The sequence below is a fragment of the Aureibaculum flavum genome (assembly GCF_016406085.1).
Taxonomy (GTDB): domain Bacteria; phylum Bacteroidota; class Bacteroidia; order Flavobacteriales; family Flavobacteriaceae; genus Aureibaculum; species Aureibaculum flavum.
In genome coordinates this window covers 432,492-449,338 of record NZ_JAEHFJ010000002.1, presented here as the reverse complement: position 1 = coordinate 449,338, position 16,847 = coordinate 432,492, and the positions used below count along the sequence as shown (strand labels likewise).

At 33.1% G+C, this 16,847-nt stretch carries 9 protein-coding genes; 1 reads left to right on the top strand and 8 read right to left on the bottom strand.

The genetic code is table 11. The annotated features are described in order from the left end of the window. Positions 1 to 15: 15 nt before the first annotated feature. The 6 genes from JBL43_RS05150 to JBL43_RS05125 all read right to left on the bottom strand — a co-directional run bounded on the left by JBL43_RS05150 (position 16) and on the right by JBL43_RS05125 (position 11,931). Positions 16 to 3,138 carry a SusC/RagA family TonB-linked outer membrane protein gene (locus JBL43_RS05150; protein WP_198840394.1) on the bottom strand — a complete coding sequence of 1,041 codons (3,123 nt, stop codon included), beginning with the start codon at positions 3,136 to 3,138 and terminating at the stop codon, positions 16 to 18. A gap of 48 nt (positions 3,139 to 3,186) precedes the next feature. After that, positions 3,187 to 5,085, bottom strand: coding sequence for a right-handed parallel beta-helix repeat-containing protein (locus JBL43_RS05145; protein WP_198840393.1), 1,899 nt, complete (start codon positions 5,083 to 5,085; stop codon positions 3,187 to 3,189). Between the two features lie 159 nt (positions 5,086 to 5,244). Continuing rightward, entirely contained in the window at positions 5,245 to 7,590 is a 2,346-nt protein-coding gene (locus JBL43_RS05140; RefSeq protein ID WP_198840392.1) for a glycoside hydrolase family 2 protein, read from the bottom strand. Then, positions 7,587 to 9,113, bottom strand: coding sequence for a sulfatase family protein (locus tag JBL43_RS05135; RefSeq protein WP_233098693.1), 1,527 nt, complete (start codon positions 9,111 to 9,113; stop codon positions 7,587 to 7,589). The genes JBL43_RS05140 and JBL43_RS05135 overlap by 4 nt, the downstream gene beginning before the upstream one ends. A 5-nt stretch (positions 9,114 to 9,118) precedes the next feature. Next, positions 9,119 to 10,525 carry an arylsulfatase gene (locus tag JBL43_RS05130; protein ID WP_198840391.1) on the bottom strand — a complete coding sequence of 469 codons (1,407 nt, stop codon included), beginning with the start codon at positions 10,523 to 10,525 and terminating at the stop codon, positions 9,119 to 9,121. Positions 10,526 to 10,536: 11 nt separating this feature from the next. Next, positions 10,537 to 11,931 (bottom strand): sulfatase, encoded by a 1,395-nt coding sequence (locus JBL43_RS05125; protein WP_198840390.1) that lies wholly within the window; start codon positions 11,929 to 11,931, stop codon positions 10,537 to 10,539. A 205-nt stretch (positions 11,932 to 12,136) separates the two neighbouring features. On the opposite strand from JBL43_RS05125, the gene JBL43_RS05120 reads away from it, so the two are divergent. Beyond that, the gene (locus JBL43_RS05120; RefSeq protein WP_157972929.1) at positions 12,137 to 12,442 is read left to right on the top strand and encodes an EF-hand domain-containing protein; all 306 of its coding nucleotides are present in this window, start codon (positions 12,137 to 12,139) and stop codon (positions 12,440 to 12,442) included. Positions 12,443 to 12,601: 159 nt separating this feature from the next. On the opposite strand, the gene JBL43_RS05115 is transcribed toward JBL43_RS05120, so the two are convergent. Continuing rightward, positions 12,602 to 15,244: a hypothetical protein gene (locus JBL43_RS05115; protein ID WP_198840389.1), complete on the bottom strand. Its 2,643-nt coding sequence runs from the start codon at positions 15,242 to 15,244 to the stop codon at positions 12,602 to 12,604. Between the two features lie 78 nt (positions 15,245 to 15,322). After that, positions 15,323 to 16,846, bottom strand: a complete 1,524-nt coding sequence (locus JBL43_RS05110) for a sulfatase family protein (protein WP_198840388.1) — start codon at positions 16,844 to 16,846, stop codon at positions 15,323 to 15,325. Position 16,847 lies beyond the last annotated feature (1 nt).

Below are 16,847 nucleotides of genomic sequence, written 5' to 3'. Positions count from 1 at the left end.
TAAATTTTTTATTTATTAAAATCCGATGTTTACACCTAAACTGTATAGAGAAGAAATTGGATATCTTGAGACATCTAGCCCTCTACTTGCAACATTTCCCCCAATTTCTGGGTCATAACCATCATAATTTGTAATTGTAATTGGATTTTGAGCAGAAACAAAAAGTCTAAATTTAGAAATGTTTATTTTTTCTAAAACGTTTTTAGGTAGTGAGTATCCTAAGGTAACTAATTTTAACCTCAAATAATCGCCATTCTCTAACCAATAATCAGTATTTCCATTATGATTAATATCACCCTTAGCTCCACTCCAATTGGGTATGTTAGAAGTAGAATTATTTTCAGTCCACATGTTACTTAAATCTGGATGACGACCAGCAATATAACTTACTGCTTTGTTACCATTCATAATTTCTGAACCTACACTTCCATACCAATTCATGGCTAAATCGAAATTTTTATAATTCCAATTCATATTAAAGCCGATTTCAAAATCTGGTAACCCACTTCCTTTATAAACTTTGTCCGCAGCGGTTATTTGACCGTCATTGTTTGTATCTACATACATTAAATCTCCTTTTTGAGCACTTTCTCTTCCTCCAAGTTGTTGATAGTCTGCTAACTGAGCATCTGTTTGAACGACCCCATTCGTCTCGTAAATAAAGAAAGCACCTGCCTCATAGCCTGTTGCAAAAACAGTAATTAATGAATTCTGATTATCTCCAGTAACCAAAACAGAATTACCATTAAGAATAGATGGGATATCATTAAAAATACTTGTAATTTCATTTGTGTTTTTAGAAAAAGTAGCGTTCAACCTTAAGTTACTTTCTCCAATTTTCTGGTTGTATCTTGCTCCTAATTCAATACCCTGATTAGTCATGTTACCCACATTTAATACTACGTTTCGATGATCGAAATTATCGAAAGGGGCATTACCTGTTTGATTAAAAGCTCCGGAAGAACTTGGATACGTAATTGGAAATAACATATCTTCTTTTTTAGTATTATAATATTCAGCCGTTAAAACAAACTTGTTTTTTAGAAAACCTAAATCAATACCAAAATTTATTGATTTTGATGTTTCCCATTTTGCTACTTCATTCGCATAATCTCTAACTGCAGTTCCATTACTAAAAGATCCATCATTGTCTGAAAAAATATAATCAGCAGCCTGTCCTATGGTACTGCTAAAAACATAATCCGCTATGGCATCATTACCTACTTCACCATAACTTGCTCTTATTTTAAAGTTATTTACAATATGATTGATAGGCTCCCAAAAATTCTCATCAGACACATTCCATGCTGCAGAAGCTGATGGAAAGAAACCCCAACGATTGTCAGGTCCAAATTTAGAAGAACCATCATAACGTCCTAAGACTGAAAACAAATACTTTCCCTTGTAATTGTATTGTACTCTTCCTAAGGTACCTACACGAGTGGTGTTGTATCCAGATAAACTATTTGTTGTTGGATTAATAGTAGCAGTGTTCAATACATTAATATCATTATTTGATACCCCTTGTTTTTGACCAAAGAAACCTTCAAAAGTATCTTCTTCCAACGTTACGGCTGCTAATAAACCAATGGTATGTTCTCCAAATTTCTTGTTGTAATTCAAACCAGCATCCCAACTGAATTTTGATAATCTTTGTGCTTCACTATTCACAAAACTTTTTGTCGGATCAGTTTCCGTATCATCAAAATCATCAGGATTTACAAGTGTATATGCTGGGACAAATTGTTTTTGCAATTGATTTCTTACAGAAACTCCTACACGTGTATTGAAACTCAAATCATCCGTTATTCGACGTGTAATATCTAAACTTCCATTTAAAATATCTCTACGAAACAAATTCTCTCTTTTAATTGCTTGAGCCAAGTTATTTAAAGGGGTTGTTACAGGTCCGTCATCTGAAGTGAAAATGGCTTCGGCATCTGGATCAATCAAAGGGAAATAAGGTGAGTAACGACTAGCTACTGCGAGTAATCCATTACTCGAGACTTCATTTTTTTCAAGGGTTACAGCTATACTTGTATTTATCTTCCAATTATCAGTCGTATAGGTTGTAGAAGTACGTGCATTGTATCTTTTTAAATAGGAATTTATTAACGTACCTTCTGTATTTAAATATCCACCTGAAAAATTATAGGTTAGTTTATTCGAACCTCCAGAAACATTAAGAGAATAGTTGGTTGTAGTAGGATTATTATTTAATACATATTGACTAAAATCATTATCATTATCATACCATGTTGGGTTTGCATCCAAAATGGAAATATGATTTGCAAAACCTAATGACTCTTTTACAGTTTCAAAAGCTATTTGCTCACTAGCATTCATTAAAGGAGCACTTTCAGCTAGATTTTGAACACCATAAGTATGTGTAAAATCAATTTTCATAACACCCTCCTTACCCTTTTTTGTGGTAACTAAAATAACACCTGCAGCTCCTCTAGAACCGTAAACGGCTGTTGATGCTGCATCTTTTAAAATGTCAAAAGTTTGAATTTCATTCATATTTAAACCTGGATTTCCTACTTGAGGTATGCCATCTACAACCCATAGTGGAGAATTTGCTCCTGAAGTCAATGAAGTTATCCCTCTAATTTGAATACTTGATTGTGCTCCAGGTTCTCCAGAGTTAGAAACCACAGAAACACCAGCAACTTGACCTTGTAAAGCTGAAGCAACATCTGAGGTTACATACTGATCTATATCTGCAGATTTTACCTGAGCAACGGCACCTGTTAATTCTTTTTTCTTAACAGTACCATATCCTATCACTACAACCTCTTCAAGGCTCTCGGCTTGCGGTACCAGTATTACATTTAATTTTGCTTTCGTTACTGTAACATTTTGGTTTTCCATACCAATAAAACTAAATATCAATACATCTCCTGTTTTGGCCTCAATTGAATAAAGTCCATCAAAATCTGATGTTGTACCTGTTAATGTTCCTTTTATTTGCACCGTTGCACCTGGAATTGGTGAACCGTCTTCCGAACTTGTAATTGTTCCTGTAACTGTCAAACCTTGAGTTTGAGCCCAAATGTTACTTTGTAATAACATTAATAAAGTAATGAACAAATACCTGCTCAATAATTTATTAGTTAGTAGTTTTCTTTGTTTCATAAAATTAGTTTTAAGTTAAATATTTGTTGAGTATAATTAGATTAATTTTTATTTAAATTTTAAATTCGACATCGTTTCATCCGTTTCCAATACTGCTTCATTTTTTACTTTGCCTTTATAAATATTGTTTTGAAATTTTATATTTTTAGAACGTTTAACTTTAAAAGCAGGATTTTGGGGGTGAAGTCGGGGAAAAGTTTCTGTATTGGTAATAGTATTTCCTTTAAAAACAAGACCGTCCAAATTAGTAACCTCAAGAATTAGATTATCAAATTGATTAAAAGTATTGTCAACAATTTCTATATTTTTAAAAGCTATATTCTTATTATCATCATCTGTGTCAAATCGAATTACACCACGGTCTTTTCCACCATGTTGACAGTCTTGAAATGTATTATCTCTAATAACAACATTGGCTGCATTTCCAGATTCGTACCAATGACCACTTTCTACCGGTATTAAAATTGCCTCCATTTCAGTACTAAAAAAGTTATTTTCAATAACGGTGTTTACAGGATTGGAAATCAATAAACCTCTTGCTCTGTTATTTCTTATGGTACAGTTTTGGACTAATAAATTTGGATACCCATCAAGGTTTTCTACTAAATCTCCTGGTAGTACATCAGCGGGTAACTTTTCGTTTAGCGTTATAATTTGGTACCTATTATTAATGTATTCAATACTTTTTATTGTAGCTTTTTGATAAGCGAAAAATGAATTACTCAATCTAACAAAACCTAAATTATCATTAGGTTGACCGATTACAAAAGCTTTTTGTTGATGATGCCCCATTCTAACACCAATTCTATATTCATCTAAAACATCAACGATTTTTTGATAAGTACCATGGATATTAGAAGCATCATCCAATTGATTTTCAAATGTGCAATTTTTTAATACCACTTTTCCTCTGCAACCAACAAAATGAGTTGCATCTGCAGTAGTAGATACCATTCGTCCTTGGGATGGTGTAACATTAAAATTGTCCAAAATAAGATTCGCAGAATTTTCTGCGATAATACCCATGCCTCCTGCATGATGTACATTTACATTTAGAGCATTAAACCCATTAGTATGTTTTACGCTAAACGCAGGTGAGACTCTATTTAAACCCTGTTCACCTTTCATGGACAAAATATGACCTACAGGTAGCATTTTTTTAGTGTGACCATAAACTCGAAGCAATCCTGGTTTTAATTCTTTAACTGTAACACGATTTTCAATACCTATATTCTTATAGCCTACATCGCGTTTATCATATTCATACTTGTATTTAATATTATCTAAATTATTGGTGGTAGTCGATTTTGATTTTGTAGTAATATTTGTATAGGATTCTGTATCAAAAGAAATCGCTTTTCTTTTTGGATCAAATAAGATAGATTGTCCAATGGTATGTTGATAATATTCTTTTATAAAAAACAATTCACCATTGCGGATATCATAAGGGTATTCATCAGAAATTTGCATATCAAAAGTTTTATTGACTTCATCATTTGCTACAATTAGCCCTTCACTATGAAATGATTGGTACCAATCAATAGATACATTCTTTATACTTATATTTTTACTTTCATCAATTAAAAATGGAATCATTACTCCATGAAATATAAACGTAGACCCTTGACCATCTATAGTTAAGTTTTCTATATTAAATATTGGGAAAGGTGTATTTACCATCAAGTCACCATGATTTGATATGTAGCAAAATTTTTCAAAACCTTTGTCTGGATAAAAATGATAGGTTCCTTTTTCAAATTTTATTTCTGAAATCGGTTTTTCATTAGCCTTTAGAATTCTTGATACTAAAGCTGGTGTTGCATCTTCAGCAATACCTAAACCAAATTCTACCACTTCACCTTTTGGCATTTGTTGACTATAACAACTGAGATTAAAAAGTAATACCGTTGATAGAAGAATTCTTGTAATGTTTTTATGTATTGACATTAAAATTTGATTTATTGTGCTTTTACAGAAGTAAATATCATTCAATTCATCAAAGCATATGTATATACGCGTACATAAAATGTATTTAACAGTAAATTAACAGTAACCCCCTGTAAATGTTGAAGTTTTCAGACCTCGAGATATTATTTAAAAAGCAAATTAGTCGATTTTAAACTCATGGTTTCCACTCAAACCTGCTGCATTTGCATTTACAATTATCGTTTCTTTAGTATTACCTAATTGTAATACTGCGGTTGCAATTCCTGCTTCTGCATTTACGGCATCAACATTCATCACTTTTGCACTTCCATTAATTTCTAAAGTGATGGTTTCAGTAAAATCAGGATTTATAGTACCATTATCATCTATGGCAGCAACATATAAGAAAAGAATATCATTTTGACCTGCAGCTGGTGTCTTACCACTTTCATCTAACCAAACTTTTAACTTTGTAGGTTTTTGAGGTGTAATTACAATATCTTCAGTGATTTTTTTCCCATCAACAAACCCCACAGCTTTTAATGTCCCTTGTTTAAATTCATTTAGGTTAAATGTGTAAGGTGGATGTTTTAAATTCTCAGTATCCTTTCCTGAATCTGGTTTCTGTTTGGCAATTAATTCATCGTTGAGGTATAACTCAACTTCATCTGTATTTGAGTATACTTTTATATCCGTTGGCGATTTATCATTCCAATAGGTAGCAAGTTTTAGCACAGCGACATCATCAATATCACGCTGACTCTGATAAAAATAATAAGCTAGTTTTGGTAATCTAAAAAGATCCATCAAACCAGAACGTTCTATATCATCATGATAACCACGATTATAATCGTACATTACCCAATAACTATCCGAATAAGCTCGTGTACTTAAATTATCATTATGAGCTTCTTGTACATTAATAGCTTGACGCATCATACGTTTTTCTCCATAACCTCGTGCTTGGCGACTACTCATTTCTGTTCTCACATCATTAGGTAATTTATCTTGATTTAAACCTGCGTTTTTAGAATAGTATTCCCAATCACCATATTCTGAAACTGTAATTGGCATTTCTTTATAGGGATGCGGTCTCAATATTCTGTGTTGGCGTGCTTCTAAGTAAATATCATATACATCATCCTTCCATCCACATGAATATACATGGTCACCAGGATATTCTGCATGTGTAATGTTATTTAATTCTTCCATAAAATAAACCGGCATCTCTTTAGTTTCATTGAGCGATACTTCCCAGCCCAAAACAGATGGATGATTTCTATCTCTTCTAATTAAGTTTGTTGCAGATTGATAACAATAATTTCTAAAGTCTTCGGTATCATTATAAAACTGCCAACCCATTATGGCGTCAATTACAACAAGACCTTGTTCGTCACATGCATCCATAAATGCTGGAGATTGTGGATAATGTGACAGACGGATATAATCAAAACCGCCATCTTTTATTTTCTTGGCATCTCTATATTGTGCGTTGTCTGATAATGCATAACCGATGTAGGGATATTCTTGATGGCGATTAACACCTCTCAAAAATGTTTTCTTACCATTAATGTGAAGCTGATGCTTGTCATCAAAAGTAAATTCTCTTATACCAAAGTTTGTTGTTTGTTGGTCTATGACTTTTCCATCTTGAAGTACTTTGGTTTCTAAGCTATATAAATTTGGATGTTTTGGCGACCATAATTCAGCATTAACAATTGTGATTTGCTCTGTTAATTCAATATCTTTTCCTGCTTTAATCTCTATATTTGAAGATGTCTTTTCTTGTATTATCTTTCCATTTTTTAAAATAATTTGAACAAGTTCAATAGATTCTGAATTTTCATATTCATTAATAACATGTGTTTTTATATTTACTATAGAGGCAGCTTCTGAAACTTTAGGATAAGTAATAAAAACACCTCCTCCGGCAATTTTATTTGCTAACACAGGATGTGAGATGTAAATTTTTTCTTTTGTAGTTAAGTTTACTTTTCTGTATAATCCACCAAACATATTAAAGTCTAATCGTTTTAATGGTTTTGGGCCAGTAACTAAATTATCAGTATTGTCTAATCGTATGGCAACAATATTCTCTGCTCCAGGTTTTACATATTTCGAAATGTCCATTATAACTGGTAAATAACCACCTTGATGGTCCTTAACTTCGATGCCATTTATCCAAATTTTAGAATAATTCATAGCAGCTTCAAGCTCAAAGAATATTTTTTTATCCTTATCGCTTTTGGGTATTGTAATTCGTTTACGATACCAACAAATCCCTTGCCACTGATTGTTCACAGTTAAAGGTTCAATATTGGCTGTATGTGGTAAGTTTACAGTTTCCCATTGAGAATCGTCATAAGCAATCGAATAAATACTTTCATCTAACGCTCCTGTTTCATTAATTTTACTAAATTTCCAATCCTCATTGAGAGGAGTTGCTTCTACAATGTCATTTTTTTTACAAAACTGAAGTGTTAAAGTTGCAACTATCAATAATACTATTCCTTTTAAATATTTCATTTCTTTTTATTCTTTAGATACTTTTTATAGATTGCTCCCCATTTTTTAAATCCAACTTCTACACCGTCTTCCATTTGTTTACGAACATCTGGATGTTCATCTATTATCCATTGCACCAAATCCACCGTACTTTGAACAGATTTTGGTTGGTAAATAGCACTTACTGGCTTCATTAGGCTATCTAAATCTCTAGTTTTTGCTCTCATTTTAACCAATATATCGGCATATTCAGGATTGTTAGCTAAATTGACCAATTCTTGAGAATCATTTATTAGATTGTATAATTCTTCAACGGGTTTAGAATCTTCAAAGAAGAATTTTTGTTCCTCTGTGAGTTTTCCTTCTTTTTTAAGTTGACGCATGATATGAACAGCAGGCCGATAAAACTCTAAATAAGCTTGATGAGCATCAAAAGGAATCTCTGGTTTATCGTTTCTAATATACTTCCATTCATCAGAGGTAATGGCTCTTGATTTTTCTTCAATTTCATCCCATAAATCACGTGCTCCATAAGCATATTCTCTGTTAAAATTGGCATCAAACATGGGTTGTCCTGTCATATAGGAAGGGATATCAATTTTAGCAAAATTTAAAATACTAGCAGTAATATCTGTGGCACTAACCACATCTTTTCTAATTTCACCGCCTTTAAATTGCTCTGGGTAAAAGACAATCAATGGAATTCTTAATCCCGGGTCATGCAAATAACCCTTTCCTCTAATATTACAACGACCGTTGTCACCAATAAAAATAACAACAGTATTAGCTGCCATTCCTTTTTGTTCAAGCTCTTTAAAAATCATTCCGACTTCATTATCCATGTATTCTATTTGGTCTAAATATTTAGCCCAATCCAAACGAATGGCTGGATGATCTGCCATATAAGGAGGCATTTCAACAGCATCTGCATTTACAGGATGTTTAGATTTTTCGCGAACTTCATCCCACCAATCACCACGATGCGTTACTACTAATTGAATTTGTGCAAAGAAAGGTTCATCTGCTTTTTCAAAATTGTCGTACTTATCAAACAATCCAAATTTTGTTTCTCCATCCCATGCTCCTAAGGGTTCATGTTTAAAATTAACATCAATTTTACGTCCCTTTTTCATAACGGAGTGGTTACCCAAAATAGTTGTATACCCAGCTTCTCGTAATTTTTGAGTCATAGGCGTAAACTGTTTATCTAAAGGAACTTCTCTATTGCTACGATGGTTATGAGTATTTGTTTTTACTTGATGCGTACCAATCATCATGGCAGAGCGACTAGGTGAGCAAATTGGGTTGGTTACAAAGGCATTGTCAAAACGAACACCTTCACTTGCCATTTTATCTAAATAGGGTGTTTTTACATTCGGTAAACCATAACAGGCCAAATCGGTACTCATATCTTCTGCCATAATCCAGATGATATTAGGCTGTTTATTTTCTATGACCTCCGCTTTTTCAGCTTTTTTTTCTCCGCAAGACATTAAGGATATAATCAGAATACTCGAAATGATGTAATTAATTTGAATTCGCATATTTTTTACTTAAAAATTCCTCCTGAATTCGGATAGTGCTCCATTTTCACACTTTCTGTTTTCAAGATATTATTCATTTTTTCTACTATTTCTGGAAATTGAGATGATAAATCATGGGTTTCATTAATATCCTTCTCTAAATCGTATAATTCAGTTTTGTATGAATTTGCAATTCTAACGGCTTTCCATTTACCCATTCGTGCGGCTTGTTTAAATCCTTTTACTGAAGCTCCTTCTTGAATTTCCCAATACAAATGCTCGTGTTGCTTTTGATTTTCTTTACCAAATAATGTTGGTAAAAAAGAAATACCATCGGTCTGTGTTGGTGGTTTCACTCCTGCAAGTTCAGCAAGCGTTGGCATTACATCGTAAAAAGCACTTGGGTGTTTACTTGTGGTACCTGCTTTTATTTTATTTTTCCAATAGGCAAACATGGGTTCTCTAATTCCACCTTCATATAAATCGCGTTTATACCCTTTTAAATTACCAGAACTGTTGAAAAATTTGTAACTATGATGATTTTCATTGGTTGGACCATTATCACTCGTAAAAATGATTAGCGTATTTTCAAGCTCTCCCATTGCCTCTAATTTATCAAACAATCTTTTTATTTGAGAATCTAACATCGTAATTCGAGCAGCATGACGCCTTTCTATTTCTGGCCATTCTTCTATTTTATCCGCATATAGATCTGTTTTTTTTAAGAAAAATTCATGTGCATGGGGTGTTCTATAAGACATATATAAAAAGAAAGGTTTGTCATTATCTTTTTTGTCTAAATAATCAAGTGCAAAATCAGTTCTAAATTCATCTAAACAGGAGTAATTATTGTAGTTGTAGAATATTGAATCTTGATTGTTATTCACCCAATGCACACGTTCGTCAATTTCTTTTCCATTTTTGTCCTCGCCCCATTGTTCTTGTACGGCATAATCAAAACCTCTTCCTTTTGCCCAAGTTGAAATATCTTCTGGAATCCCTAAATGCCATTTACCAATCATTGCAGATTGGTACCCTGCTTCTTTTAACATTTCGGGTAGTATCACTTCCGTTTTTTTTAACGGTACTCTACCATATTTATCTTCATATTGCCCTTTATTTCCGCGAATACTCACATGTCCAGTGTGCATTCCAGTCATTAAGACTGCTCTTGAGGGTGAGCAGACTGCTGTTCCTGCATAAAAATCAGTAAATCGCATCCCTTTTGAAGCTAATTCATCTAAAAATGGTGTTTTAATTTCTTTTTGACCATAACTTCCTAATTCACCATAACCCATATCATCGGCTAATAGAAAAACAATATTCGGTTTTTTAGTTTGAGCCTTGCTTTCTATTTCTTTTTTATCATTTTGACATGAACTATGAGCTATAACAAACAATAATACTAAGGTTATCCATCTATAATTTTTCATTAACTATTTATTTAATATTGAGGAACTGCTTCAGCTTCCCAAGCAGCTATTTCTTTTTTTAGTTTGGTTTCTATTTCCAATCCTGTACCTATCAACTCATTTTGCTCACTAATGTCTTCTGAAACATTGAAAAGTTGAAACTTTCCACTATGGTATTTAACCAATTTCCAATCACCTGAAATTACTGCAGCATATTGGTCTTCATAACTTCTAAAGAAATAGAGGTTTCGTTTTTCAATATCATTACCTTTTAAAATTGGTAGTAAACTAACCCCTTGAATTTGATTGTCTTTGTATTCTTTTCCTGAGGCTATTTCAATTAAAGTGGGATACAAATCAATAGACTGAACAGGAATATCACTTTCTGTATTTGCGGTTGTAACTCCAGGATATTTAATAATGAAAGGCACTCTTGCTCCACCTTCTCCCAATGTATTACCCCCTTTTTTACCTCCACTCAAAGGTGCATTGGTATAAGCTCCACCTTGATCTGATAATACAATAATGACTGTATTATCCGCAATACCTTTATCTTCTAATGCCTTTCTAACGCGTCCAATGGATTCATCCATTGCTTCAACCATAGCGGCATGATCTGCATATTTACCTTGTAAACCAGCGTCTTGATGTTTTTTAAGAAGATCTTTTCTACCAATAGACGGTCCATGAACCGAGTAGTACCAGAACGATAACATAAATGGTTGGTTTTTGTCATAATCGTTTATAAATTCAACAGCATTATTGGTTAATACATCAGTTAAATAATCGCCTTCTTTAGGTCCTGAATTTAAAAAATCTTTTGGGTCTTCATCAGGTTTGAAAAATGGGTAATAATAGTTTTTGGGATGACCTGCATTAGTAGTTCCGTAGGCTTCGTCAAAACCTTGATCCGTAGGGTAACGTCCTGCATGACCTAAATGCCATTTACCAATGAAGTAATTGTAATAACCAAACTCTTTAAGCCGTTCAGCATAGGTAATCTCCTCAAGAGGTAAATAATTACGTGAAGGCCGTTGAACGGGATCTGTTGGCCATAAATTATATTCTGCATCTGGATCATTAGGATCGATTGCGATATGCCTTGGCATACCCAATCTTATAGCTTCCTTTCCAGTTAGCAAAGACAATCTACTCGGGCTACATGTAGGTGTAGGAATGTAGGCTCTGTTGAAATCTAACCCTTCTTTTTTTAGTTGATCAATATTTGGCGTATTAAAAGTATTATTTCTAAATCCAACATCTGACCAACCATAATCATCAATAAATAACAATACGATGTTTGGTTTCTCTGATTTTGATTCAACGTCTATTTTTGATTCGTTATCCGGTTTTTGATTCTTACAAGAAGTAAAAGATATAAATACAGATATAACTATAACATTTAATAATATTTTTTTTATGGTCATTAGTATCTGGATATTTAATTAGATAATGTAAATATCTACTGAATATATCAAAAAATTGTTTCTTTAAGTTTAGAAAATGTCTTTAGGCGTAAATTTTATATTGACAGTAACGATTGTTTAAGTTACGCATACGCAATTAAGAATTATTTGTAATATGCATCGTAATTTTAATGATATTTGGATTTTAATATTAAAACCAATTGAAATGAAATATTTAAAATTAACTATTGCTGGTTTAGCCATGTTTGCATTTTCTCAAACTTATGCTCAAGAAGTTGACGCTAAGGTGAAAAAGAGATTTGAAAAAGCAGACACAAATAATGATAAGTCTATTAGCCTAGAAGAATTGACAGTTTTTTATGATGGTAAAAAAACTAAAAAAGGAGATCCTTTTAATGCAGATAAAATATTTGCAAAAAAAGATACAAATGAAGACAAAAAATTATCATTTGAAGAGTTTAATGCTAAGGGTACAGCTAAAGGAAAGAAAAAAGGTAAAAAGAAAAACTAATCTTTTTAATGTTTTATAATTAGAATCGCTTTTTTGTACAGTAAGTATAGGTTTGTAAAAAAATTTACCTCAATCATTTTGACTTACTTAAGTCTTTGATTGTTGTTTTAATATTTTTTAAAGTACAGAATACGCATAATGAAAATAATTTATTCCATTTTAATAAGCAATATCAATAAATCGCATAGAACCTGCTGGAATTGTAAGTTTAATTTCCTTTCCAAACCTTAAACTTTCTTTACTCAAAATATCAGTTGCCGATACAGGCATTTTATTTTGAAACTTTATCGTAGCTTCTCTTTTTTGAGGATCAAGATATCCTTGATCTACTATAATTAATCGGGTGTGAGAATCATCAATTTTAATGGCACTCCAAGATGCTCCGTTTACAACAATATTAAGTTTCTTTTCGCCAGCTTCTACCGTTTTTACAATAGTAGCACCAAATTGATCTGCTGATACTTTGTTTTCGCCCTCATATCCAACTTTTGCATTAGACACAAAATAAGGCACATTGGCTTTTTCTAATTCTATCTTACTTTCTATGGGTGCTACTGGTACCATTCCATAGGGTAATTCTGGCATGTAGTTGGTCCAACGGTATTTTACACCTAAAGCTACATTAGAGAAATCGTATTCTGGAATACTCGTTCCTGCCCAATGCATTTGAGAAACTGAAAAAACTGCATTATCATCATCAATTTTATATTGATCTATTTTATGATGATTATCTACACCATGAATCAATTCTTCATCTACATCTTTTATAAGAAGCCAAGAACCAATAGACTGAATGTTTTCAGGTTCAACAATAGGAAGTACTCCAGATTTCATTAAAGCAAATAATACGTTTAAACCAGGTTCTTCTACAAAACCACTTGTAGAAACCACACCATATCTTGCTCCATATGCTGCCATTATTACGCCTTGTCTTAAATATGGCGATACTGAATTTTGTCCGCCTGGCGACAATGGTCTCCAACTTGTAGGGTTATCATCAATTAGTCGCATTGCATAATCATTTACATAACCTCCTGAATGCATACCAACACGACCTGCTAAATTTAAGTCTTGTGTGCGATTACTTGTGTCTTCAGAAGCAGGTGCTAAAATATCGCTATATTTCTTTGAGAAGAACATGTCTTTCCATAATGGTAAGTGTGAAGTTGCAGCCCAAAACATATTTTTATATCTAAAGTATAGTTTTGCCTTATTATTTTTCCGGATTGCCTTAGCAAGTCTTGGCATATATTCCTTTACATAATGAATAACTCTAGGATCTTCAACATTCGCCATTTCTGCATATACAAAACCATAACAGGTATTTGGTGCAACTTCTAATATTTGCTCTAAAGTTTCAATCTGAATATAAAATGGATCATTTCCATGACCAGCCCAAAATGTGAATGGTTGACCTTCTGCTTCAAAATCTCTAGCCATTTGTATTATATCTTCTCTTGAATCTTGGTATTTACCACGCTTATCTTTTTTTAAGGCAACATCTCCCATAATTGCCACTAAATGCGATCGATCAGTAGATTCCTTAGGTGCTTTTTGAATCACAAATGTAATATCTCCACCATCTAGTTTTTCTAGCCTAGAATCGGTATTACTTTTTGTAATCATAACCCATTCTTTTTCCGATTTAGTTTGATAACTAGGTAATTTAAAATTTAGTGTTTGCTCATAAAGAGTGGCAATATTTTTTTCGACCTCGAGCATTCTGCCTTCTTTATTATGGTTCGTCTTAAACCAATTATCTCTTGTTAAATCATAAAAACAAATCGCATTGCCTCCATCTACAGTTCCGCCAGCTATAAGTTGATTCGATTTTTGTTCGACTGCAAAATCACTAAACACCATTTTACCATAACGTTCGCCTGATGATTTAATTAACTTTCCTTTGTTATCTAAAACCAGTAAAATACCACCATGTTGAAACATAATCTCATTTCTACTTGGTAAAAATGCTCCTTGAGAATGTGCATAACGCTGTGTTTGTTTATTATTGCCTTGATATTCTGCAATAATGTTGAAGTCACTATCTAAAGCTGTAAATAAAGGTTTAAACTTATCGTCTCCAAAAAATAAGATGTCGTCTTTTTTATCCCCATTGATATCAGCAATCGTAATATCAGTAACCATTGCTTTTGTTAATTTTTTTAAATACTTTTCCTTATCATCAACGCTTTTAATGACTACTTTTGAATTGGCATCCATGAACCCTAAAAACTCCCAACGGAATTTATCATAACTGTACGTCATTAGAAAAAGGCTTTCTGTTTCTGAGTTGACAAAATTACCAGCTTCCAATTTTCTAACAACACCTTCAGTTTTCGTTTCTGAAACTAGCTTTCCCCTAGTATCTAATTCATATAATGTACGATCATTTCCACCTGCAAAAATCTGAACATTACCTTTGTTTTTAACAACTGCAACTTCAGAAAAACGTACTTTATGATCCGAAGCAAATTGCCATAATAGTTTTCCTGAACTATCGTAACAATAGATGTTTCCGTTGGCATTTGCAACTAATAAATCATCATTACCATCATTATTAATATCTGCAGCTTCAATTTCGAAAAGCACAGCGGGATCATGGGTAGCCACTCGCCAGCGTTGTTCTCCTCCTAGCGTATACGAAGAGACGCTTCCATCTAATTCTCCTATAAACAATACAGATTCCCCATTTACTGAAGCAGCAATAGTATGTCTAATAGCATTTCCTTCTGTTATAAAGTGCTGTGCAGAAATCGTAAATGCTATTAATGCAAAAACGAAAGCCATAAATATTTTTTTCATTTTAAAAGATTATAGAATTGGATTATTAGACTTTAAAAAATGGACTTCGTTTAATTTGTTTTAAAAAAGATGCCATTTTTATCTAAACTGATCATACTCAGGATTAACTTTTGCATTTTTAAATCGTGGTCTGTCTTTCCATAAATTAAATGTCGCTTCTAATTGAGCCGCATCTTCTGGATATTGCCCTTTATCATCCGTATCTTTTATCCAATTTTCTAAAACGGTTCTGTGTTCTAAAAGAACTTTAGAAAATTCAGGATTTTCAGCCAGGTTATTCATTTCATCTGGATCTGCTTTTAAATCATATAACTCTTCAACAGGTCGTACTCCAAACCAATGTTTTTCTTGGTATGGGGTTAATTTACCTTCTTCATGAGCTTTTTTTAGATCCTTTACAATTGGCTTATTATCTCTGTAGCCCGCCTGCATCATTGGTCTTTCTGGAAAAAAGTTTTTAATATAACGGAAGTCTTTAGAAACTACAGTCCTTATTCTGTCAATGGTATAATCACATCTATCTCTTGCTCCTATAACATATTTTGACTCTTTAAAGTCTTTAACAAACAAATCTTTACCGTCTAAATATTTTGGCATAACAGCTCCTCCCATGGCTAAAGTTGTAGCCGACACATCTAATAATGATACCAAATCGTTTCTTACAACACCTGCTTTTAAAGCTGGATGATTCCCCTTAATCATTAAGGGCACTAACAAACCGCCTTCATAACAAAATTGTTTATGACGAAGAGACGTTGGGCTTCCATGATCTGAAAAGAAAAAGATGATAGTGTTTTCCAGCTCGCCATCTGCTTCCAATTGTTTTAATATATTTTCAACCGTAACATCAGACCCTCTATTTGCATTGTAGTGTGTTGTCCAAGCTTCGCGTTGCGATGGGATATTAGGGAAATAAGGAGGCAAAGGCACATCGTTTGGCTCTAATTTCTCACCTTCTCGAACATACTTAGCATCTTTTTTTCCTCCCATTATTTGTACTTGGCCAAACCAAGGCTGGTTTTTATCAGGTCTTGAACTCCATACATAATTCTTTACCGTCATGTAATCAATAGCATGATTTCCTTGCCAACCGTTCATACCTGCCTTATAGTTCTCTTTTGTACCCACATCATATAAAGCTCTTCTATCATAATGGAAATTATAATCATCTTTTCCACTATTAAAGGTAAAATATCCAGCATCCTTCATTAATTCAGGAATGGTTTTCATGTCTTTAGGTAAAAGAATACGTAAATCTTGAGGTACAATACTATCATCAGTAAATCTACTAGATCTATGATTATGAGTTCCTGTTGTAGTTTGCATAACACCTGTAATAAATGCAGATCTTGCTGCAGAACAAACTGGAGCACTAGCATAAGCACGTTTAAAAAGCACGCCTTCACTAGCCAATTTATCTATAACTGGGGTATGTCCAGCATTTATAGAATCTCCGTAACAGCCCATAAAAGGCGATAAGTCTTCAGCAACTATCCACAGGATATTTGGTTTTTTTTCGGCTACTTTCTTTTGTGAATTACAAGAAAAACAGATAACGCATACAACTAAATATAGTAAAGTTTTAGATAATGTAAATTTCATT

Excerpts from the sequence above, each read along its gene's own strand:
- JBL43_RS05150 (WP_198840394.1), bottom strand. The coding sequence starts at position 3,138 with ATGAAACAAAGAAAACTACTAACTAATAAATTATTGAGCAGGTATTTG.
- JBL43_RS05145 (WP_198840393.1), bottom strand. The coding sequence starts at position 5,085 with ATGTCAATACATAAAAACATTACAAGAATTCTTCTATCAACGGTATTA.
- JBL43_RS05140 (WP_198840392.1), bottom strand. The coding sequence starts at position 7,590 with ATGAAATATTTAAAAGGAATAGTATTATTGATAGTTGCAACTTTAACA.
- JBL43_RS05135 (WP_233098693.1), bottom strand. The coding sequence starts at position 9,113 with ATGCGAATTCAAATTAATTACATCATTTCGAGTATTCTGATTATATCC.
- JBL43_RS05130 (WP_198840391.1), bottom strand. The coding sequence starts at position 10,525 with ATGAAAAATTATAGATGGATAACCTTAGTATTATTGTTTGTTATAGCT.
- JBL43_RS05125 (WP_198840390.1), bottom strand. The coding sequence starts at position 11,931 with ATGACCATAAAAAAAATATTATTAAATGTTATAGTTATATCTGTATTT.
- JBL43_RS05120 (WP_157972929.1), top strand. The coding sequence starts at position 12,137 with ATGAAATATTTAAAATTAACTATTGCTGGTTTAGCCATGTTTGCATTT.
- JBL43_RS05115 (WP_198840389.1), bottom strand. The coding sequence starts at position 15,244 with ATGAAAAAAATATTTATGGCTTTCGTTTTTGCATTAATAGCATTTACG.
- JBL43_RS05110 (WP_198840388.1), bottom strand. The coding sequence starts at position 16,846 with ATGAAATTTACATTATCTAAAACTTTACTATATTTAGTTGTATGCGTT.